The following is a 23,398-nucleotide window of genomic DNA, read 5'->3' on the forward strand; positions in this document are numbered from 1 at the left end:
TTATGAATTTTATAAATAAATTATTCATTGGATTTTGTATTTTTCTTATTTTTTTGTCTTGTGATGAAAAAAAGAGTTCAAAGAATTTGAAATCGGTAAAAATTGCATATGTGAATTGGGGAGGAGAAACAGCAGCTACAAATGTATTGAAAGTTGTTTTTGAGAAAATGGGTTACAATGCGGAAATATTTTCAGTTACCACATCTGTAATGTATCAATACTTAGCGTCCGGGAAAGTAGATGGTACAGTATCTTCTTGGGTTCCTACAGCTGATAAATTTTATTATGAAAAACTGAAAACAAAATTTGTTGATCTTGGTGCAAATTATGAAGGAACTATTCAGGGTTTTGTGGTGCCAAGTTATGTTCCAATTTCTAGTATTAGTGAGCTTAAGGGCAAAGGGGATAAGTTTAAGAATAAAATGATTGGGATAGATGCTGGTGCGGGGACTCAGATTGTTACAGAACAAGCGCTTGAATATTATGGATTAAGTAAGGAGTATGAGCTAGTTCCTTCAAGCGAGAGCGTTATGCTTGCAAGTTTAGATTCTTCAATAAAGAGAAACGAGTGGATTTTAGTTCCTTTGTGGAAGCCTCATTGGGCTTTTTCTAGGTATGATATTAAGTTTCTTGATGATCCTGATTTAATTATGGGGGGAATTGAGAGTGTGCATACTCTTGTAAGGCTTGGTCTTGAAAATGATGATCTTGATGCATATTATGTTTTTGATCATTTTTATTGGAATGATGATTTAATATTACCTTTAATGGATAGAAATGATAAAGAGCCAGGCAAAGAGTATCGTAATGCAGTTGAATTTGTTGAAAATAATAAAGAAATTGTAAAGATGTGGGTTCCAGAAAAATATAAGACTTTATTTGATTAGTCTTTTTTGAAATTCTTTTAAAGATGTTGAAATAGGATTATATTTAGGAATAAAATCATTTCCTCCTTTAAATAATGCATTACATCTTATTGTTCTTAGTGTCATTAATACTAATGCTGTTAAAAAATTATATTTTTTAAGGCATTCAATTGAATATTTTGAGCAAGTAGGTTTGTATATGCATTGTTGTCCAAATAGTTTAGAAAAAGTGTTTTGATAAATTTTTATTAAAAAAATAATAGTATAATTTAAGATAAAAAAAATTTTGAAAATGTTCATGTTTAGAATTGTATTATATTATAATGATTAATCAAATGAATTGAAAATATTAATTAAGTTTTATAACTTTAAAGCTTTAATTTTTATAATAAAGGAGGCTTAAAATTAAAAAAATTTTTTTAATTTTTATGACTGTCTCTTTTTCTTTTGCCGAAATTATTCAAATATCTCCTAAGCAAGCTGTAAATATGGCCCTAGAAAATAGTTTAGATTCGGAAAATGCTTTATACAAAGAAAATATAAAAAAACTTTATAAAAATAATGCATGGAATGTTTTTATTCCAAATGTTAACCTTAGTTCCACGGTTAGTAGAAATTCTTCTGCTTTGAGTGAGCTTGAGAGAGATTATTGGGGCTTAGGGTTTGGAGTTGCAATTGGACTTTCTTTGTCGCCTTCTGTTTTAAAGAGAATAGAACTTGTTATGTTAGAGTATGAAAATGCAAAAATAGAAAGGGAGAGTGCTGTTCGCAATATTAAGCTAAATGTTCTTAAGTCTTACAATCAATTGATAGCTTTAAAGAGTACTTTGAAAGTTTTTGAGAGTCAAATAGAAAATAGTAAACTTAAATTTGAACAAGCCAGAATTGCTTATAATAATGGACTAATATCAGAAATAGATTTCCTTGATGCACAGCTTAAGCATAAAAAATCTCAGCCAGACTTAGATGGTCAGATTATTAATTTTGAAAAATCAAAAGAAATTTTCAAATTATTAATAGGATTAGATCCGGATCAAGATTTTGAAATTATTGGAGAATTGCCAGAGGAGACAATAGATTTTTCTTTATTTAATGAAGCATTAAATTTTAATGAAGCATTAGAGATTAAGGAGTTGAATATGCGCTTAAAAATGACAGAGAAGCTTATTGGTTCGCTTTGGTTAGATACTTTTTTGCCAAGCCTTTCATTGTCATTTTCTTACTCTCCTTATAGATCATTTCATGAAAATTCCAAAGGTTTTTCAAGTGGATTTTTAGCATCCTTTAGTTTGAATTATGGTTTAACCGAAATATTTCCATTTTCAAAGAGTTATACAAAAATACAGGATAACAACTATCAACTAAAAATACTGCAAAATAATATTGAAAGTAAAATTAGAAATTTAAAATCCAGTATTGTTCAAAAAAGAAAGGATATTAGAAGATATAAAGCGATTCTTGATGCTTCTAAAATTAATGTAGAATTAGCTAATAAAAATTATCAAATGGCATTTAATGCTTTTAATTCGGGAGTAATAGATCTTTCTAAATTGAATGATATTGAGCTTGTTTATAAGCAAAGCGATTTGAAGTTTATTGAAGATAAATTAAATTATTCCAATTCCATACTTGAATATAAGGATTTAATAAATTCATTAGATTAAGAGGTATTTTTATGAATTTGATTTTTAATATTAACTTATATTTTAAAAAATATTTTTTAGTCTTAGTTTTAGTTTTGGTTGCTTGTGTTAATAAGAATAAGCTAGATGACAAAAATATCAATGAGGATGAAGAAAGTGCTTATAGATTTCCAGTAATTGCCATAAAAGTTAAAAAGGGAATCTTGAGTGATTATTTGTCTTTAAATGGAGATGTAGATACAAAAGTTAAGGCAGATATTTTCCCAGATACTGTGGGTAAAATAACCTCTTTGGGAATAAAACTTGGAGCTTATGTTCAAAAGGGACAAATAGTTGCAACTCTTGATCCCTCAAGGCCTGGTTCTGTATATTTGAAAAGTCCAGTAAGAGCGCCAATCTCAGGATATATTTTAAATATTAGAAAAAAAATTGGTGAAACAGTTAATTCTCAGTCCAGTATAGCAGTAGTAGGAAGGATAGATGCAAAGCAAATTTTGACTTATGTGTCTGAGAAATACATTGCAAATATTAAAGTTGGAAATGATGCGATTGTTGAGGTTGGAGCTTATCCTAACGAAAAGTTTAAAGCTAAAGTTTCAGAGATATCTCCTATTTTAGATTCTAAAAGTCGCACGATTGAGGTATATCTTACACCTATTGGTAGCAATTTAGATAAACTTATTATTGGTATGTTCTCTAAGATTAAACTTATTACTAAGCGTTTTAGAGATGTAATCAAGATTCCAAGAGAAGCTGTTATTGAGAGGGAAGGTAAGAAATTCGTATTTAGGCTTGATTTAGAGGGCAAAAGTGTTCAAATGTTACCCGTTACAGTACTTTTTGAAATCGATGGTGTTGTAGCTCTTTCGGGTGAGATTAAAGAGAATGATTTGATTGTAGTGGAAGGTATGTCTACTCTTTCTGATGGAACTTTAATAAATTTGGTAGATACGAAAGAGGGTCTTTCATCTGAAAGCAATATTTAATTTGTTGGGAGATGTGGTATGTTGGTAAAGAGAATAGTTGGCAAACCAATAACAATGTTGATTTTATTTTCATTGTTAATGATGATAAGTTTATATACCTTTTCAAGATTAAAAGTAGATCTTTTGCCTGGAATTGATATTCCCCAAATAAGTATTAACACTGTTTATCCTGGTGCTTCTCCTAAAGAAGTTGAAGAGAGTGTTTCTAGAGTCCTTGAGAGTGGCTTGAGTTCGTTAAAGAATTTAAAAAATATATATAGCATTTCTTCTAAAGAAAATAGCACTGTTTCACTTGAATTTTATCATGGAACCGATTTAGATTTGGTTTTAAATGAAATTCGAGATGCTCTTGAATTGGTAAAATCTTCATTGCCCAGTAGAGCACAGACTCCCAGAATTTTTAGATACAATCTTAAAAATATTCCTGTAATGGAAATTGTTATTAATTCTGTAAGGCCAGTTTCTGAGCTTAAAAGATATGCTGATGAGATTATTAAGCCTGGACTTGAAAGGCTTGATGGAGTTGCGATTGTTACAGTTAACGGCGGAAGTAAAAAACGTGTTTTAATTGAGGTTTCTCAAAACAGATTAGAGTCTTATGGGCTTTCTTTGTCAAAAGTATCTTCGATTATAGCATCTCAAAATTTAGAACTTTCAGCTGGCAATATATTAGAGAATAATTTGGAATATTTGGTTCAAGTTTCTGGAAAATTCAAATCAATTGAAGAAATAGGCAATGTGGTTATAGCTTATAAGATACCTGACAATTCTTCTGGCATAAATTTATCTCCTATTGAGATAAAACTTAAAGATATTGCTAATATTAAAACTGATTTTGAAGATTTGTCAGAATATGTTGAATATAATGGGTTGCCTTCAATTTCTTTATCGGTTCAAAAACGTAGTGATGCTAATTCTATTACAGTTTCTAATGTTGTTACGGGTGAAATAGAAAAATTGAAATTATCTATGCCTAAAGATATGAGATTAGAAATTGCTTCTGATAGCACTAATTTTATTAAAGCGTCCATTTCAACAGTTGTAAGTTCAGCCTATTTTGGGGCCATGCTTGCAATATTTGTTATTTTTTTCTTTCTCAGAAGCTTTAGGGCCACAATAATTATTGGAATTTCTATTCCAATAGCAATTGTTTTGACCTTTTGTTTAATGTATTTTGTAAATATTTCTCTTAATATTATGAGTCTTGCAGGTCTTGCTCTTGGGATTGGGATGGTTGTTGACTGTTCAATTGTTGTAATAGACAACATATATAAATATAGGCAAAAAGGAGCAAAGCTTATTTCATCTTCCATACTTGGAGCTCAAGAGATGATGATGCCTATTACATCTTCAACTTTTACTTCCATTTGTGTTTTTGGCCCATTTCTTATTTTTAAATCAGAACTTGGAGTGTATGGAGATTTTTTTAAAGACTTTTCATTTACGATCGTTATTTCTTTAGGAGTTTCTCTTTTAGTTGCGATTTTTTTGGTTCCCGTTTTATCAAGCCATTATGTTGGTTTATACACAAGTTTTCAAAAAAATATTAAGAGTACTTTTATTAGGAAAATTGACGCTTTTTTTGCTAGTATTTATTATTTTTTAGAATTTTTGTATATCAATTTATTAAATATGGTTTTAAATCACAAATTGATTTTTGGGCTGATTGTTTTTTTTAGTTTTATTGGCAGTTTGTTTTTAGGATTATTGCTAGATGTGACAACTTTTGATAGGGGAAAAGAGAATTCAATTGTTATTAATTTAAATTTTCCTCATAAAACTAGTTTGGAATATGCAAAATTTTATTCTAACAGATTTTTAGAAATTGTAAAAAGTGAGGCTAAAGGATATAAAAGCATTATTTCTACTTTGGATGCTGACAGGATAACTTTCAACGTATTGTTTCCACTTAAGGAAGAGTCAAAAGATAAGTTGATTAAAAGTATAGATTACGATGCTATTAAGTATAAAATTATGGACCGTATTGGAAATCTTTATCCCGAATTTAATATTGAGCCTTCTAGTGGTAATGCTTTAGGCGGTGGAGATTCTATTAAAATTAAAATTTCAGGGAATGATTTTGAATATATGAAAGATTATGGAAAAATTTTAGTTTCTATGTTAAAAAAGGAAATTCCTGAACTTGTAAATCCAAGACTTAGTATAAATGATGCTCAACTTCAAATTGGTGTTGAGATAGACAGAGCGTTAGTTTACAATTATGGCATTGACATGAATACCATTTTAAATGAGCTAAAGGCCAATGTTAATGGTGTTATTGCTGGGCAATATGTAGAGAATGGGCTTAATTATGATATTGTTCTTAAGCTTGATAGAATGGATGTTAAAAATTTAAAAGATTTGGAAAAAATATTTATTATAAATTCATCTGGAGTTAAAATTCCTTTTTCCTCAATAGCTACCTTTGAAAAAACCAATAAAGCCGAATCTATTTACAGAGAAAATCAAGCTTTAACTATTTATCTTAATGCAGGTATTTCTCCAAATGATAATTTAACTCAAGTAACTGCAAAAGTTGTAGATTTTATTAATAATAAGGTGCCGCATAAAGAGGGGACAGTGCTTAAGGTTGAAGGAGAATATAATGAATTTTCAAATATTATGAATCAGTTTAAAATAATCATTATGATGGCTATTGTTGTTGTGTTTGGCATTATGGCTTCTCAATTTGAATCTTTTTTAAAACCCTTTATTATTATTTTTACAATTCCTTTAACAGCAATAGGGGTTGTACTCATACATTTTCTTGCAGGAGAAAAACTTTCTATTTTTGCTGCAATTGGAATGCTTATGCTTGTTGGTGTTGTGGTAAATACAGGAATTGTTCTTGTAGACTATACCGGTTTATTAATCAAGAGAGGATTTGGCCTAAGAGAAGCAATTGTTGAATCTTGTCGTTCAAGGTTTAGGCCAATTTTAATGTCTTCTTTGACTTCAATAATAGGTCTTATTCCTATGGCATTTTCTAGTGGAAGTGGAAATGAACTTTTAAAGCCAATTGCATTCACTTTTATTGGCGGAATGACGGCTAGCACATTTCTTACTTTGTTTTTTATCCCCATGCTTTTTGAAGTTTTTTCCAATATTGTTTCAAGCTTTAAATTTAAGTTAAAAAGAGTGATGTCTAATGTAGATGTTGAAAAATCATTCAAAATTAATAATTCGACTAAAAGTAGTTATAATAATCTATTTGAAGAAGATGGGGATTGATATGACTAAATTTTATAGGTATAGGATTGAAATAATTTCCAACTTATCTTTAGAGCTTGATATTTTTGAATGTATGGAAAAAATAGAGCAAGAGTTGGGAGAGCTTATATATTATTCTAAGATAGAAAATGTTTATGGAAAAGGCAGAAAGGGGGAAAAGCACGGTAACGGTGTTTGGCCGGAAGAAAATTTTATTCTGATTATTTATACCTCTAATCAATCTATTGTTAATAGATTGAAGGATATTGTAGATGATTTGAATCGTTCTTACCCTACGGAGGGGATTAATTTTTTTGTTTTGGGTAATTGATGTTTAAGGGTAGCATTTTATATGCTGTTTTGGGTAACAAATTTTTGAATAATAGAAATTATATTTTAAGATTTGGTCGTAAAAATATAATTTCTAAAGATGATCAATATTTTCTGTTAAGTTTTTAAAATTTTTACTTAGTAGAATATTCTATTTATTCAAGAGTGTCTAATATTTTTTTGAAGTATTAATATAAGAAGTATAGGGTAATAATTTCAAAATAAACAATATTTCTTGTATTTCTAAAGAAAAATAAGGAGATTTTTCAACAAGAGTGTTTGATTATCTTAAAAGGGGATAAAATAGATCTTAATATTATTTTTATATTTGTAAAAATAATTCGATGATATTTGATTTTTTGGGTTTTTATTCTTATTGGCCTTCTGTATGTTTTTTACAGTGGGAGGAGGCTATATAAATATTTTTTTATGAATATGATATAATAAACCATATTAATGGTCTTGAAAGGAGGGTTGTATGTCAATAGCAAAGGCATTCTTTGAAGTGGCTGATCAACAAAAGGATAAAATTGCTCAAATATATAAAGTTTGCAATGGATATACCCATGTTACTTATGGCGACTTAAAAAACAATGTTTTAAAGCTTGCTTCCTTTTTAAAGTCAATCAATGTTAAGCATCAAGATAAAATATTTATTTGCTCTGAGAATAGAGCCGAATGGACTGTAATAGATCTTGCAATTTTATCTTTGGGTGCCGTTGATATTCCAAAAGGTTCTGATGTTACTCTTTTTGAAGCTGAAATTATTTTTAACTCTATTCTTCCAGGTGTAGTTATTTTAGAAAATTTAAATCTTCTTGATATGTTTGTTAGAATTCAATTTACAGTAAAGCCGATATTTATTATCATTGAAAATTTAAACAAAGAGGATAAATTAAAGTATAGTGATTTTGAAATTTATACCTATAGTGATTGTATTTTATTTGGAGACAATTTAAGAAAAGATTCAGAAATTATTAATATTGCAAGTAAAGTTGATTCTAATGATATGGCAACAATAATATATACTTCTGGGACAACAGGCCATCCAAAGGGGGTAATGCTCAGTCATGCTAACCTTCTTTATCAGGTTTCTAGTTTTAGTTTAATGGTTGATACGAAAGTTGGACAAATATTTATGTGTATTTTGCCAATTTGGCATTCCTTTCAAAGATCTTTTTCTTACAATATTTTTCTCAAGGGTATGGTTTGTTTATTTTCTACCATTGTTCCAAGGGCAATGCTTGATGATATTAGGAATATTAATCCTCACTATATTGCAGCAGTTCCTAGGCTTTGGATTGCAATAAAACAAAATATTTATAAGGAAGTTTCTAAAAAACCGTTTATTTCTAGAATAATTTTCCATTTTTTTATAAAATTGGCATTTCTTAGCGATATTTGTTATAGGGCAGTAATGGGACTTTATCCGGACAATGGATTTAGTTTATTTTTTCCTATAAAGAAAATTTTAGGAACATTTGGGTTAATCTGCTTATTTCCTTTTAAAGCTTTGGGAAATATTTTAATTTTTAATAAAATAAATAAGATTTTAGGTAATAATTTTGTTGTTGGAATTACTGGTGGTGGGAGTATGCCTGTGTCTGTTGTTAGATTTTTTAATTCAATTGGTATTGAACTTGCTAATGCTTATGGATTAACAGAAACTTCACCCGGAGTGGCTTCTAATAAGCACAAAAGAGTGATTATTGGGACTTGTGGCAAAATTTTACCTGGAACTGTTGCTGAGATTAGAGATGTTGATGGGAATAAACTTAAAAAGCCTGGAAAAGGAATTTTGTTTGTAAAAGGACCTCAAGTAATGCTTGGATATTACAAGGATAGAGAAGCAACTTGTAAAATTATTGGTTCTGACGGTTTTTTAAACACGGGTGATATTGCAAAATTATCTAAGGATAATGTTGTTCAAATTATTGGTCGAGAAAAAGATACCATTGTTTTAAATAATGGAGAGAATGTTGAGCCTGGTCCAATTGAGATTAAGCTTGAAGAATCAATATTAATAGAAAAAGCGGTTGTTGTAGGGCAAGATCAAAAATTTTTAGGCGCTCTTATTCTTCCAAATTTTGAAGAAATAAATAAATATCTAGAAAGTGTTGGTCAAAAAATTTTTGATGCTAATAATAGACGTCAAATTATTGCAAATAATATTGTTCTTAAGGCTATAAATGATGAAATAAAAAAATTAATCAATAGAACTAATGGATTTAAGCCTTTTGAGCAGATATTAAAGTTTGCTCTTTTGGAAAAACCATTTGAAGTTGGCAAAGAAATGTCAATTAAGATGGATATTAAGCGAAGCTATATTTTAAATTTTTATAAAAATGAAATTAAAAATTTATTTACCTGATTATTTTAAATACAGTTCAAGCTCTGCTATATCTTCTAATTTTGTATTGGGAGATATGTTTTGCTTGTAAACAAATCCGTCGCCATTTATTTTTATTTTTATTGTATTTTCATAGTATTTTAGTATGTCTATTGATTCTCTTTTGGAAAGATTGATAAAATTTGGCAAGTATTCTTTGTTTTTATAATTAGTGTCGGTTTTAGGAATTTTGATTTTTGATGGCATTTTAATTTTTTTATATGCGTTTGTATTTTGTTGGTATTCAATAAATTCTATTATTTCTTTTGCCATTGGAGCTGCTATTCTTGTTCCATATATTATTTTTTTTGGGTATCTGTATACAATATAAATAATATATTTTGGTTGTTCTGTGGGGTATATTGCCAAGATAGAGGCTGTATAGTCTTCTTCTGAGTATTTGCCGGTTTTTCTATCAATAGCCTGAGATGTTCCGCTTTTTGCAGAAATGTCGAGATTTTTAATTTTAAGATTTGGAATTCCACCTTTATTTACAACTTCTCTCATCATTTTTAAAACTTTTTGTGCTGAATTCTTAGATATTACCCTTTTTATTTCTTCTTTATCAAATTCTTGAATACTTTCTCCTTTGTCAGTGCTTATTTTTTTTATTATTCTAGGTTTTAACATTATTCCATTGTTGCCCAGTATGCTTGCAGCTTGTAATATTTGAACCGCTGATACCCCTATTTCTTGTCCAAATCCAATTGTAGCCTTACTTCGTCCTGACCATTTTGAATAATGATTTAACAGTCCTTTTGTTTCTCCGGGAAATGGAAATCCAACTTTTTCCCCAAATCCAAAATCTAAAAGTTTTTTGTAAAAGTATTCATTGCTAACTTTCTCAGTAATGTAAGCTATTCCTACATTTGATGAATAAATTAAAATTTCTGTAGAGTCAATGTATTTATAGGGAGGATTTAAGGTTTTGATTGTAATTTTCTCTCCTGATGGAAATTGTTTTTGATATATTCCATTGTCTAAAAATTTTTCTTTTAAATTTAATTTTCCACTTTCTAATAATATTGCAACTGTAAAAATTTTATTAATGCTTCCAGGCTCATAGGTTAACGATGAAGAAAGGTTTTTTCGGATTTCTTCAGGATATTCAGAATAAAAGTTTGCATCATATTGAGGAAATTGAACCATGGACAATATTTCTCCATTTTGGGAGTTCATTACTAAAGTAATTAAACTTTCAGGATTATTTTCTTTAAAGTATTTTTCAGCTATTTTGCTAACACCCTGTTGTATATTCATATCTATTGTTAAGTAAATATTATTTGTTTCTAATTCTTCATTTAAAAATTGTTGTCTAGTTTTATCTGTTCCTAATATACTATTTAGAGAAAATTCGATTCCCTCAAGTCCAAGATTATCTATTCCTACAAAGCCAGTAATATTGCTTGTGGTATAGCGAAAAGGATAAATTCTTGTATAATCAGGATATAAAGTAATGTTTGAGAGCCTGCCTTCAGCTTGAATTCTTTTGATTAAATCCGATTCTTCCCTTTTTATTTTTCTTTTTATGTATAAAAATCCTTTATTTGAAGAAAGCTTTTCTTTTAAAATTCTTGAATCAATTTGGAGTATTGCGCCAAGAGTTTCAGATGTGCTGACAATATTTTCTATTTTTTGAGGATTTGTTCCGATTGAGTAGGACCTTGAAGAGAATGCTATTGGTTTGCCATTTCTATCATAAATTGTTCCTCTTTTGACAATATCATTTGACTTTAAAGATATTATGTTGTCTGGACTGTTATTAAAGACCATTAGTGTGAAATATTTGTAAACAGTTAGCAAAGTTATACCTAAGAATATTGTTAATATTGTTTTTGTCCGATACTTATTATTAAGTCTTTTGGTCATGAATTTTGGACCTCTTAAATTATTTTATGACTATAGAAAATAAAAAATTGTTCATTTTTTTTTTGCATCTATATTATTATATGTTATTATATTCTGAAAAAGTAGATTGCTATATAGCGAGGGTATAATACAATGGACATTAAAACTTTAAAAGGCTTTAAAGATTATTTGCCTAAGGATTCTTTGATTCGAATTCATATTGTTAGGCAGATATTTAGCGTTCTTAATTCTTATAATTTTGACTTAATAGATACTCCAGTTCTTGAATATTCAGAGTTGCTTTTAAAAAAGAGTGGGGATGAGGCCGAAAAGCAAATTTATAGGTTTAAAGATAATGGAGGCAGAGATGTTTCCATGCGATTTGATTTAACCGTTCCTTTTGCTAGATTTATAGCTACAAATGCTTCTAACTTAAAATTTCCTTTCAGACGTTCTCAATTTGGAAAAGTTTTTAGAGGAGAAAATTCTCAAAAGGGTAGATACAGAGAATTTATGCAATTCGATTTTGATATAGTTGGAGAGGATAGTTTTAGAGGTGATGCCGAGATTCTTTCTGTTGTATATTATGGGCTTGAAGAGATTTTTTTGAATTTTATAGAAGGTATTAATAAAAAATTCATTATTCATTATTCCCATCTTGGTATATTAAATTCTTTTTTTGAAAAGTTAGGAATTAAAGAAAAATCTCTTTTTATTTTAAGAAATATTGATAAAATAGATAAAATAGGAGTTGATAAGGTTAAAGAGGCTTTGCTTCTTAAGATTGAAAAAGAAGTAGTAGATTCAATCTTAAATTTAGTGAATTTGCAAGGTACTTTTAAAGAGAAAATACAAGCTTTAAAAAGCATTTTGGGTGATAATGAGTCTGTCAAGAGAGTAGAAGATGTTTTTCAGCATCTTAGTTTATTAAAAATTCAGGATTCTTTTAACTTAAATCTTAAAATATCGCGTGGGCTTGATTATTATACAGGTATTGTTTTTGAATCTGAGGTATTTGATAGTAATATGGGTAGTGTTTGTAGTGGGGGGAGGTATGATAATTTGGTTTCTTCGTTTTCAAGCTCTATTCAAAAGATTTCAGGAGTTGGAGGATCTTTTGGTGTTGACAGAATAAAGGATATAATTGATCTTGAAAAGTTTAGTTATGTTAAAATATTTGTCACCAAGGCTAGATCTAAAGTTTTAATTGTAAACTTAGATAGTGCTTTACAAGATTATTATTATGAACTTGCTACTAGGTTTAGGAATCATGATTATTCTAAGGTTAAAAATATTTCTTGTGAAGTCTATTTTAAAAATAAAAATGGCAAAAATATTAAAGAACAAATAGAATATGCTTTAAGCAAAGAGATAAGATTTTTAGTTTTTGTTGGTCAAGAAGAATACAAAGAAAATAAAATGAAAGTAAGAGATTTGACAAAAAAAGAAGAGTTGTTACTTTCTTTTGAAGAGTCAATAAATGTTATCAAATGTAGTGAAAAGTTGCTATGCACACCTTTTTAATCTTCAATGCTAATTGTTTTGAAAAATTTTGACATATATTAAGATTAATTTGCATTTTTATCTATTTTTCTAATTGTGATTGCATTTAAGGTGAGTTTGTTCTTTTTATATTCTATTTGTCCAAGTATTTCAACACTGTCTTTAAAATCAATGTCAATATCAAAAGTTGTTTTTGTTGGGATAATTCCTGAGAGTACATTTTTATTGTATCCTACATAAAAGTCAAACTGAATTATGTTGTCTTTTTTTTCGATATTATTTACTAATCCTTCCCATTTTACATATACATTTGAATAGATTGATGGATCTTTTTTAATATCTTTTAAGTCTAGATATTCATTAAAGCTAATAAAGTCTGGCCTTGAGATAAAACTTGCAAGATTCTTAGCTTTTAATTTTATGGATTCTGATGCATTTGAATTTAATATTTTATTTATTTCTACTCTTGCAAAATTATCTTTTCCTATTTTTAAATAATTTTTGATTTTTTCGAAAGAATTTTTAATTTCTTCGCTGGTTAGTATTAATATAAATTGGCCTTCTTCATTTTTTATTTTTTCTTTGTTATTTATTTTAATGTCGTCAATGTAAGCCGCAATATTGTTTAAATTTTTGTTTATTTCTGCTTTTAGATTTGTGGATGTTGTTGTTTTTTGTTCGTAAAAAATAAAATAGATTGCTAACATTGAGATAAATACAATTCCCCCAATGGCAATTATTATGATTAGCTTTGTTAAATTTTTATTGGGTATTGTTTTAATTATTGGGAACAATTTCTCATATAGGTTGCTATTTTTAAAAAAAACATATCCTTTGACAGGATTTTTTCGAATAATTTCAAGAGACATCTCTGATCGATCCACTTCTTGATTTTCTTCTATCATTTTAAGCCATATCTGAATAGCTTTTTCTTCTTTGCCTTGGCTTACTAAAAGTATAGCAATAGCTTGTTTTATATTTGATTCGCTTGGGTTTAAAGTGTAAGCTTTTTTAAGATATGTTTGGGCATTGCCAAGGTTTCCAATACGAAGATAAGACATTCCTAAAACATAGTGATACAAATAGTAATTTTTGTAGAAAAAAATTTCTTTTTCTAGTAGCTTTATTGCTTGTGAATATTTTTTTGAATTATAGTAATAAATAGCCTTGTTAATAATTTTATTAGATTCCATATAGCTAGAATTTGACCCCACAATTTTCTTTTTAATATTATAATATAAGAGGTTCTTTTAAAAGAATAATAAATAGAATATTGCTATTTTGCCCTAATTTCTTGTTTGACTAAAAATTGATAAATGCTATAATTATATAAAGTGTATCGGGGGTTTGTATATATTTTTTTAAAATGGTGGGGATGTGTTATCAGAAAGAATCGTTGAATTGATTAAAGAGATTTATTTAGATTTTAGAAAAGGCAATTTTAAAGAAGCTTTAGTGAAATCTGAAGAAGCGCATTCTCTTGATTTTGATAATATTGAAATTTTAACAGCTTTGAAAAGCTCTGTGTATTGGAATGGGCAAGTTGAAAGTCTTGATAGAATAGGTCAGGATTATGAAAAGGCAGAATTTTTAATAAGAGAGTGGAATAATTTTGCAGGTCGATATCTGAAAAAGATGGGTTGTGATTTTTTGCAAGGTCGTAATTCTATAAAATATTTTGTGTTTCAGACTTGTCTTTACATATATAAAAATATATACAAACTGCATCCAGAAAATTTGGATCTTTTAATAAAAATTGCTAAGTCTTATAAAGGTATGGGGAATTACGAGAAAGCAATTAATGTCTTTTTGAAAATATTAGGGAATGCTAAGGAAAACTCAGATGTTGTTGCAGAGCTTGCTGATTCTTATGCGTTGGTTGATGAAATTAAAGAGGCCAAAGTCTTATTCAGAGAGGCTTTTTTTATCAATCCTCAAAAGATAGATATATATTCTCTTGAGTCCGATATGATTTTAAGATTAATAGATCTTATTAAGTCTGACAGAAACATTTCAGATGATCTTATAAAAGAATGGATTCCTGTTTATGGCTCTCTTAATGGTGTTTTTAATGTTAAAAGAGAATTAAGGCCTATAGAGCTTGGACAGCTAAAGCAGTCTGTTTACAGTTTGCGCAACGAACTTAAAGAAAAGTCTTATAGATCAATAAATGAGAGCATACTACTTCCAAGGCTTATTAATAAGTATTTTTGGCTTATTGATCATTATGTAAGGATAAAAGAGGATAGAGCACGCATTGATGAAATTTTGTTATACATAAAAGAAATAGACTTGGGGATTTATCAACAGTATGTAAATTAGTTGCTTGATGCTAAAAATTGATATTAGGAGAGTTTAATGTCTAATGTTACCATAGAAAAATTAGATAGTATTTTACAAGAAGATAAGTGGACAAGAATAGTTGTTAATAATTATTCTCTTGCTAAAATAAAAGAATTGGATGATTTGATAGATAATATAATTGATGAGGGGTTAACAGAGGATGTGCTTGATATTTGCGGCAGGCATTTAAAAGATGTTAAAAAAAGCATAGCAGGTCTTTATATTTCTGGAATGCTTATATATAGTAGGCGACCTTTAAATGACATGAATTTGCTTGCCGTTATTGATTTATTTTCTCAAAACTTAAAGTGGGCTCTTGTTGAGCATATATGCAATGAAATGCTTTCTATTTCTGAGAATAAGCATGCTCTTTATACCCTTGCAAAAATATATGCCCAAAATAATGAAAACGATAAGCTTCCAAATATTTGGACTAGAATTGTTGAAGCAGACATTGATGACACTGTATTTGTAAGGCAGCTGGCTACTTATTATGAAACTATTGATTTGCAAAAATCAATTTTTTATTTTAGAAAAGCTATTTATCGTTTTATTGATAAAAAACAGATGTCAGGAATCAGAGAAGTATGGGCAAAGCTTATTCATTATGTTTCAGATGATTTTGATTCTTTTTTGCTTATTTTGCAAAAAATTGAAAAAGATCTTGGATTTAAAAAGGCTATAGTCCTTTATGAAGATTTATTTGATCATTATTCTTTGACTGATAATATTGATGAGACAATAGAAATTTTAAAAGGTATTTTAAAGCTTGACAATAAAAATCATAAGGCAAGAGAAAATTTAGTTAAATTTTTAAGAGAAAGATATAAGGATGTGAAGAATATTGAGGATTATCTTGTAAAGTCTGATATTGAAAACTTAGATAAAAATTTTGTTGATGTATATTCAGACTTTGAAAAATATTTGTTTTTTGCAAAGGGAAATTTTGTTTATCATCAGACTTGGTCTGTTGGAATCGTAAGAGATGTAAATGATCATGGCATTACGGTTGATTTTGTTTCTAAAAGAGGTCATTTTATTGGTTTTGATATGGCAATGTCGGCTCTTTCTCCCCTTAGTAGAGAGGATATTAGGGTATTAAAAGCCATAACACCCAAAGAGGAACTTGCAGATAGAGTAAAAAAAGATATTGAGTGGGCTATAAAAGTTATAATTAAAAGTTATAAAGCTATTGATTTGAAGGGAATAAAAAAGGAGCTAGTACCAAGCTTAATGACTCAAAGTTCATGGAATTCATGGAGCTTAAAAGCAAAGCAAATCTTAAAGGATAATCCCCATTTTGTTATGGATTCTGGCAAGCTTGATTGTTATGTATATAATGAGAGATCTTCCAATTTGAATGAAAAAATGTATGATAAATTCAAGATTGAGAAAGATTTTTATAAAAGATACGAGATATTTATAAACTATTGTAATGTTAAGGGAATTGTTAAGGATTTGCATATTGAAGAAGAGATGCTTAACTATTTTTTAATTTATGTTAACAATTTTACAAAGGTTGATCATCATGTTATAAGTTCTTACGTTATTCTTAAATCTTTAGGTAATTTTTCTGAAGAATTGTCATCAAAAGTTAATATAGAAAAAGATGTTAATTTAGAATTCCTTTTAAAGGAGTATTCAAAAGGAATAGTAGATCTTTTTGATTCAATTTTGAATGCAGAAATTAAAAAAGAATTGGTCGTTTTAATTAAAAGAGAACTTAGCAATTGGATTTTGTACTATAAGGAGCTTTTTCCTCACTCTGTTAATAAGAAATTGGTTGAATCACTTTACAAAGAAGATCCTAAAGAAGTGGAAAAATTATTTAATTATGTTATAAAAAATTATAAGATTTATAAAGATGCCTATATTTGGATTTTAAAGCACTTTAAAACCTATTCTATTGATCTGAGTTATTCAGATTCAGATCTTTTAGCCAATTTGATTAAAATTTTAACAGATAGTGTTATTAAAATTAATAATAAAAATAATTCTGTTGCAAGTAAAAGAATTTATAAAATGGTAATTAATCTTTTAGTTAAAGATGGGTATCTTAAATCAGTTTTAGAGTACGTGAGGGATGAAGAGCTTGCAAAGAGAGTTTATATGACTTGTTTTTATGTAAAAGATTTTCCTCCCAAGGATCTTTTAGATATTAAATCTATAATAAGGCAATTGTTTGATTCTGTTGAGTTTGAAGATGAAAAGATGCAGCTTGCAGGGGAGAGAATGGAAATTGGATTTTTAACCATATTAAGTTCTTTGAATAAAAAGCAAAAAGAGCTTAAGCATTTAAAGGAAGTTGAAATTCCAGAAAATTCGAAAGAAATTGGGAAAGCTCGTGAACTTGGCGATTTAAAAGAAAATGCTGAATATCATTCTGCTAAGGAAAAACAACAGTTTTTAACAAAAAGATTAAACTCCTTAATGTTGGAAATAGAAAATGCAAAAGTTATAGATACTAAAGATCTTCAAAGTTCTGTTGTTGGTTTTGGGACTAAAGTTATCATTTTAAATGAAGTTACAGGCAAAGATGAATCTTATTTGATACTTGGACCTTGGGAATCAAACCCTGATGAAGGCATTATTTCATATAAATCGCCTTTTGGAGAAAATTTGCTTGATTCTAGAGAAGGAGATAGTCTCAATTTTATTATAAATAATACTAATTTTAAATATTTTGTAAAGAAAATAGAACCCATAAAATTTAGCTAGGAAAAATTTAAGGATGTCAAAGTTAAAGGAAAAAAGAGAAAAAGTTGCTGTTAGTATAGAGAGATCAAGCAAAGAGGAAGCTGTTGAGCTTGCAAGAGTTCAAATAGAAAAAACTTTTGGGAAAGGAAGTCTTATTAAGATGGGGGAATCCCCTGTTGGGAAAGGCATAAAGAGTATTTCAAGTGGATCTATTGTATTAGATGAAGCTCTTGGCATTGGTGGATATCCTAGGGGGCGCATAATAGAAATTTTTGGCCCTGAGTCGTCTGGCAAGACCACTTTAACTCTACAAGCAATTGCTGAGGTGCAAAAAGAAGGAGGCATAGCTGCTTTTATTGATGCAGAGCATGCTCTTGATCCTGTTTATGCAAAAGCTTTGGGGGTTAATGTTGCAGAACTTTGGCTTAGTCAGCCTGATACTGGAGAACAAGCTCTTGAGATTGCCGAACATTTAATTAGAAGTGGTGGTATTGATTTAATTGTAGTTGATTCTGTGGCAGCTTTGACCCCAAAATTAGAGATAGATGGGGAAATGGGGGATTCTCAGATTGGTCTTCAAGCAAGGTTAATGAGTAAGGCTCTTAGAAAGATTACAGGTATACTTTCTAAATCTAATACTTGTATTATGTTTATTAATCAAATAAGAATGAGGATTGGTATTATGTTTGGCAATCCTGAGACTACTACTGGTGGGAATGCTTTAAAATTTTATGCATCTCTTAGGCTTGAGGTTAGAAAAGTCGAACAAATAACCAGATCAGGCTCAAGCGATGATGTTATTGGCAATAAGATCAGAGTTAAGATTGTGAAGAATAAGGTTGCCCCACCTTTTCGTAAAGTAGAATTGGTAATTTATTTTGGGAAAGGTATTTCTAGGGAAGCTGGTATTTTGGATGCTGCTATTAAGCATAATTTAATACAAAAAACAGGTTCTTGGTATTCATTAGGAGATAATAAGTTGGGACAGGGAAGAGAGAGTGTTATTGAGTATCTTAGTAAAGAAGTAGAACTTACAAATGATTTGGATAAAAGACTTAGAAAAGTAATTTTTAATAATTTTGATCAAGAGGATGTTAGTTTTATTGAATATAAGGAAAATGAAAGTGAGTAGCAGGAAAAATTTAAATGTCTGAATTAAATAGTTACTCTATCAGTCTTGATAATTTTACAGGTGGAATAGAGCTTTTTTTTGAATATGTTAATATAAATAGACATGTTTTAAGAACTTTGAGTTTAAATCAAATAATTGAAGAATTTATAGTTGTTTCAAGTGACCTTAATATAAGTATTAGGGGATTGATTGATTTTTTTTATCTTGCTAATAATTTGTTTTATTGGAAAACTCAAATTTTATTCCCATTAAAGCTTGAATGTAAAGATAAAGCAGAACGTAAAGTTGTGGAAAGGTTAGTAGGTTATAGTAAGAATAGAGAAAATGAAAAATTACAATTAAATCAAATAAAGAATTTTAAATTCTATGACTTAAAAATGATTGAAGATTTTATTTTTGGCAATAGTGGCAATTTTGTTAAAAATATTAATACTATTGCTAATGATAATAAAAAGAAAAATTCGAAGAGAAAGCCTAATGTATTGAAAGAAAAAGTTATTAATAAAAATTCTTTGTATAATAAAAAATTTAAAGTTGTTTGTAATAAATATGAATTGAAAATTTTTGAGAAAAAGATGAAAATTATTTCTATTTTAAATAAAGAGAGCCGTGTAATTTTTGATTCTCTTTTAGATTTTAATGCTGATAATTATTCTTTTGAGAGATTTTCTTATTTTTTAGTATCTCTTGAGTGCAAAATGCTTAATATTGTAAATTTAGGATATCTGAATAATAAATTAGTATTGTATCGAGGTTGTAAAATTAATGATTGCACTTAAAACCCCCAGAATTCATGTGTTTTTAGCTGAAAAGGGAGTAGGGTCAAGAAGATTTTGCGAGGAACTGATAAGGAAGAAGCTTGTAAGAGTTAATGGCTCTATTGCCAAGCTTGGGGATAAGGTAGCTTTAGGAGACAGAATAATTTATAAGAAACAGATTTATGTTTTTAAAGACCTTCAAAGTAAGAGTAGAGTTTATTTGGCTCTTAACAAGCCTAGAAATTATTTATGTTCAAATTTTGATGCTAATGGAAGAAAGCTAGCAATATCTTTGGTTCAGCCTTTGTTTAAAGAGCGTGTATTTTCAATTGGTAGGCTTGATTTTAAAAGCTCTGGGCTTTTATTATTCACTAATGACGGTAAATTTGCAAATGATATTATTCATCCAAGGCAAAAAGTTGAAAGAGAATATATTATAGAATCAAAAAAAGATATTGATGAGAATTTGCTTATTTCTTTTAAGTTGGGTATAAAGATAAAAAAAGAATTTTTTAAATTAAAATCTTATGAAATTTTAAATAAAAATTCTGCCAGATTGATTTTAGATGAAGGAAAAAATAGGGAAATAAGAAAAGTGTTTTTAAGCAAAAATGTTTTTTTAAAAAAAATTCATAGAATTAGAATTGGCAATATTAATTTAGATAGCTTAAAGGAAGGTCAAGTAAAAATTGTTCCTTTGGTTAAGATAAATAGGTTGAAATCTATGTTGGAGAAGTCTAATGATAATAGCAATTGATGGGCCTTCAGCATCAGGAAAAAGTTCAATTGCAAGAGAGCTTAGTGTAAAACTAGGTTTTAAATTTATCAGTTCTGGTTATCTTTATAGAATAATAACTTTAATTGCCCAAAGATCTTTTATTAGTGGCTGCGATTTTATTAGTGAGAATAGACTTTTAAATTTGGTTCTTGAGAATGATATAAGCTTTAATGATTCTAGTTTTTTGCTTAATGGAGAGAATGTTGAAAATCAAATTTTAAACGATAAGATTGATTTTCAGGTTTCTTTTTATTCTTCTTATATTGGAATAAGAAATATTGTGAATAAAAAATTAAGAGAGGTTGTTAAATTTAGCGATGATAATTATATAATAGAAGGTAGAGATATTACTACTATTGTTTTTCCAGAATCTGAATTCAAAATATATCTGGATGCTTCTGTTAAAGTTCGAGCCTTGAGGCGATATAAGCAAAGAAATGGAAATGAGACTTTAGAAGAATTAGAGCGTACTCTTAAAAAAAGAGATGATGTTGATAAGAACAAACAATATGGTAAGTTAGAATTATCAAAAGGGGTTTTTTACCTTGATACAAGCTACAAAGGATTAGACGATGTATGTAATATTATAATAGAAAAGTTTAATTTGAAAAAAGTAAGAGAGAGGTGAGAATGGAAAATCAAAAAGATTTACAAGAAAATTATTTGAAAGTACTTGAAAGGGTAGAACTTGGAAGTCGTGTTTCTGGAACGATTGTTAACATTATGAAGGATTATGTTCTAGTCGATGTTGGCTATAAATCTGAAGGCTTTATCAAGATTGAAGAATTTGAAAATGTTCCCAAAATTGGTGATAAACTTGAAGCAATCGTTGTAAGAATAGGTGGAGAATTGGGGCTGATTTTAAGTGTTGAAAAGCTTGATTCTTTGAATTTTCAAGATAAAGTAAATGAGTATATTCAAAATAAAAAAGTAATTAAAGGTAAAGTGTTGGTTGAGCTTTCTAATGGCTATAAGATTCAAATTAATGAAAATGTTTCTGGTTTTATGCCTTTTTATTTAAGCTCTAAATCTAAGGATGAGAAATTAAAAAGAGGCTCTATTGTTGAATTTTATATTCTTGAAGCAAGCGAAACGGACGGTTTGAGGCTTATTCTTGATAGGCGCACTTTAGAAAGAGAAAGGGAGCTTGCCAAGAGAATAGAGCTAGTAAGTTCTTATAATGAAGAAGATGTGGTTGATGGTATGGTTGATCGTATTACAGAATATGGTGCGATTATAAAAATTAAAAATTTTGTTACAGGAATTTTACATAAAAGAAATATTGCTTTTAATCAAGTTGAAAATATTGAAGATTTTATTAGAGTTGGTGATAAGTTAAAGTTGAAAATTATTAAGATAAATCCACAAACAGGTAAAATGGAATTATCTCTTAAGGCCTTAAAAGCAAATCCTTGGGATTCTGTAGATGTTAAATATAAAATTGATAGCATTGTAAAAGGGAAAGTTGTAAAAATTTTGCCCTTTGGAGCTGTTATTGAGCTTGACAGCGAATTGTCAGGGTTTTTACATATAAGTAATTTTTCTTGGATAAAAGTAGTAAAGAGTCCTCAAGAATTAATAAAACTTGGTCAGATGGTAGAAGTTAAGATTTTAGAGATAGACAAAGAAAATCAAAAAATATCTCTGGGTATTAAACAAATTAATGAGAATCCTTGGGAGAGATTAACTGAGAAATATCCTATTGGAAAGGTTATTCAAGGAGTTGTTACTAATATTACAAAAACAGGCGCTTTTGTAAATATTGAAGAAGGCATAGATGCTTATGTGAGCAAGTTTGATATTTCTTGGCTTGAAGAGATTGATCCTGAGGAATATTTTAAGATAGGCGATTTAGTGAATGGGAAAGTGCTTGAGGTTGACAGGCGAAAGAGAAATGTTAGATTAGGAATTAAGCAGTTAGAAGAGAGTCCTTGGGAAGATTTTTCTAAAAGCTATAAAAAAGGTGATGCTATTGAGGTTGAGATTGTAGAGAAAAAGTCAAAAGGCTTTCAAGTAAGAGTTTATAATAAAATAATGGGATTTATTAGCAAAATCCAACTAGGAGATACAAAAGAATCCAGTTTAGAAACTTTTGAAAAATTAAGCATTGGAGATAAGCTTAAGGTGGTAATAACAAATATTGATTCTAAAGACAAATCAGTGCTGCTCTCTTATAGGGAGTATGAGAATCAAAAATCAAGAGAAGAGATTTCTTCTTATTTATTTAAGGGTAATGATGAGGAATCTTATAAGCCGTTTGAAAATTTGCTAAAGAGGGATGAATAATGGCTAAGAATAATCTTTTAGTTTTCTTTATTGCTATTATTTTTGTGTTTGTATCTATTATTGTTGTTTTTTATAATTCTTTAAGTAAAGATTATGTAAAGAGTGGTGGTGAAATAGTAGAAAATCTTGAAAAGGATTTAAATGATTATTTAAAAGAAAATGATGTCAAAGAGAGAGAAAAAATATCTCTTAGGATAAAGGAACTTATTTTAAAGGAAAAAGAAATTTCATCTTACTTTATTTCAAGATTTTATTTAGCTAAAGCTGTTTATTTGCAAAGTCAATCACAGTATGATGAGGCTATTAAGGATTTAGATATTGTTATTAAGGCAAAAGGTATTGAAAGCGAAATTGCTTTTATCAATAAAGCTACAATTTATGAAAAAATGGGATTAAAAGAAGATGCTTTATTAGTTTATGAGGATCTTATCAAGAACACTAGTTTAGGGTTTTTAAAGGTAAGAGCTCTTTTAAGTAAGGCAATATTGATTGAGGAAAAAGATAAAGACCTTGCTGTGAAAGTATATGAAGAGATTGTTAAATTCCCATATGAAAATAATTTATATATAAATATAGCAAATAATAAAATTTTAGAACTTAAACAAAATTAATTTGTATTTTTGGGGGAG

18 protein-coding genes are annotated in these 23,398 nt (G+C 28.6%); 15 read left to right on the top strand and 3 right to left on the bottom strand.

Going from position 1 to position 23,398, the window contains the following annotated elements; all coding sequences use genetic code 11:
- Window positions 1-2 precede the first annotated feature (2 nt).
- Complete coding sequence (locus tag HNP63_RS03565; RefSeq protein ID WP_044052134.1) at window positions 3-887, top strand: glycine betaine ABC transporter substrate-binding protein; 885 nt, start codon at window positions 3-5, stop codon at window positions 885-887.
- On the opposite strand, the gene yidD is transcribed toward HNP63_RS03565, so the two are convergent.
- Window positions 876-1,166, bottom strand: a complete 291-nt coding sequence (gene yidD, locus HNP63_RS03570; RefSeq protein ID WP_011600854.1) for a membrane protein insertion efficiency factor YidD — start codon at window positions 1,164-1,166, stop codon at window positions 876-878. The two genes, HNP63_RS03565 and yidD, sit on opposite strands and share 12 nt — an antisense overlap.
- A 128-nt stretch (window positions 1,167-1,294) precedes the next feature.
- On the opposite strand from yidD, the gene HNP63_RS03575 reads away from it, so the two are divergent.
- From HNP63_RS03575 to HNP63_RS03595, 5 genes are all read left to right on the top strand, one after another.
- Window positions 1,295-2,530 carry a TolC family protein gene (locus tag HNP63_RS03575; RefSeq protein ID WP_038850757.1) on the top strand — a complete coding sequence of 412 codons (1,236 nt, stop codon included), beginning with the start codon at window positions 1,295-1,297 and terminating at the stop codon, window positions 2,528-2,530.
- Between the two features lie 11 nt (window positions 2,531-2,541).
- Window positions 2,542-3,495, top strand: a complete 954-nt coding sequence (locus HNP63_RS03580) for an efflux RND transporter periplasmic adaptor subunit (RefSeq protein ID WP_183227226.1) — start codon at window positions 2,542-2,544, stop codon at window positions 3,493-3,495.
- An 18-nt stretch (window positions 3,496-3,513) separates the two neighbouring features.
- Window positions 3,514-6,726, top strand: a complete 3,213-nt coding sequence (locus tag HNP63_RS03585; protein ID WP_183227228.1) for an efflux RND transporter permease subunit — start codon at window positions 3,514-3,516, stop codon at window positions 6,724-6,726.
- A 1-nt stretch (window position 6,727) separates the two neighbouring features.
- Complete coding sequence (locus HNP63_RS03590; RefSeq protein WP_004790494.1) at window positions 6,728-7,036, top strand: PG0541 family transporter-associated protein; 309 nt, start codon at window positions 6,728-6,730, stop codon at window positions 7,034-7,036.
- Window positions 7,037-7,513: 477 nt separating this feature from the next.
- A complete protein-coding gene (locus tag HNP63_RS03595; protein WP_004790274.1) occupies window positions 7,514-9,406 on the top strand; it encodes an AMP-binding protein in 1,893 nt (630 codons plus the stop codon).
- On the opposite strand, the gene HNP63_RS03600 is transcribed toward HNP63_RS03595, so the two are convergent.
- Complete coding sequence (locus HNP63_RS03600) at window positions 9,407-11,293, bottom strand: PASTA domain-containing penicillin-binding protein (RefSeq protein WP_183227230.1); 1,887 nt, start codon at window positions 11,291-11,293, stop codon at window positions 9,407-9,409.
- Window positions 11,294-11,425: 132 nt separating this feature from the next.
- Between HNP63_RS03600 and hisS the strand changes: the two genes are divergently transcribed.
- Window positions 11,426-12,796: a histidine--tRNA ligase gene (gene hisS / locus HNP63_RS03605; RefSeq protein ID WP_004790371.1), complete on the top strand. Its 1,371-nt coding sequence runs from the start codon at window positions 11,426-11,428 to the stop codon at window positions 12,794-12,796.
- 44 nt (window positions 12,797-12,840) lie between these two features.
- On the opposite strand, the gene HNP63_RS03610 is transcribed toward hisS, so the two are convergent.
- On the bottom strand, window positions 12,841-13,968 hold the full coding sequence (locus HNP63_RS03610) for a tetratricopeptide repeat protein (protein ID WP_011600848.1): 1,128 nt from the start codon (window positions 13,966-13,968) through the stop codon (window positions 12,841-12,843).
- Between the two features lie 184 nt (window positions 13,969-14,152).
- On the opposite strand from HNP63_RS03610, the gene HNP63_RS03615 reads away from it, so the two are divergent.
- The 8 genes from HNP63_RS03615 to HNP63_RS03650 are packed head-to-tail and all read left to right on the top strand — an operon-like array spanning window position 14,153 to window position 23,380.
- Entirely contained in the window at window positions 14,153-15,097 is a 945-nt protein-coding gene (locus HNP63_RS03615) for a tetratricopeptide repeat protein (protein WP_011600847.1), read from the top strand.
- 36 nt (window positions 15,098-15,133) lie between these two features.
- Window positions 15,134-17,836 (top strand): transcription elongation factor GreA, encoded by a 2,703-nt coding sequence (greA, locus tag HNP63_RS03620; RefSeq protein ID WP_183227232.1) that lies wholly within the window; start codon window positions 15,134-15,136, stop codon window positions 17,834-17,836.
- A 13-nt stretch (window positions 17,837-17,849) separates the two neighbouring features.
- Window positions 17,850-18,947, top strand: a complete 1,098-nt coding sequence (gene recA, locus HNP63_RS03625; RefSeq protein ID WP_011600846.1) for a recombinase RecA — start codon at window positions 17,850-17,852, stop codon at window positions 18,945-18,947.
- 14 nt (window positions 18,948-18,961) lie between these two features.
- Window positions 18,962-19,726, top strand: a complete 765-nt coding sequence (locus tag HNP63_RS03630) for a hypothetical protein (protein ID WP_183227233.1) — start codon at window positions 18,962-18,964, stop codon at window positions 19,724-19,726.
- A complete protein-coding gene (locus HNP63_RS03635) occupies window positions 19,713-20,462 on the top strand; it encodes a pseudouridine synthase (RefSeq protein WP_004790599.1) in 750 nt (249 codons plus the stop codon). Before HNP63_RS03630 ends, HNP63_RS03635 begins: the two co-directional genes overlap by 14 nt.
- A complete protein-coding gene (gene cmk / locus HNP63_RS03640) occupies window positions 20,446-21,111 on the top strand; it encodes a (d)CMP kinase (RefSeq protein WP_183227235.1) in 666 nt (221 codons plus the stop codon). Before HNP63_RS03635 ends, cmk begins: the two co-directional genes overlap by 17 nt.
- 2 nt (window positions 21,112-21,113) lie before the next feature.
- Window positions 21,114-22,769 (top strand): 30S ribosomal protein S1, encoded by a 1,656-nt coding sequence (locus HNP63_RS03645; protein ID WP_004790684.1) that lies wholly within the window; start codon window positions 21,114-21,116, stop codon window positions 22,767-22,769.
- The gene (locus HNP63_RS03650) at window positions 22,769-23,380 is read left to right on the top strand and encodes a tetratricopeptide repeat protein (protein WP_073999209.1); all 612 of its coding nucleotides are present in this window, start codon (window positions 22,769-22,771) and stop codon (window positions 23,378-23,380) included. The genes HNP63_RS03645 and HNP63_RS03650 overlap by 1 nt, the downstream gene beginning before the upstream one ends.
- Window positions 23,381-23,398 lie beyond the last annotated feature (18 nt).

This window comes from Borreliella afzelii (genome assembly GCF_014202295.1).
GTDB lineage: Bacteria > Spirochaetota > Spirochaetia > Borreliales > Borreliaceae > Borreliella > Borreliella afzelii.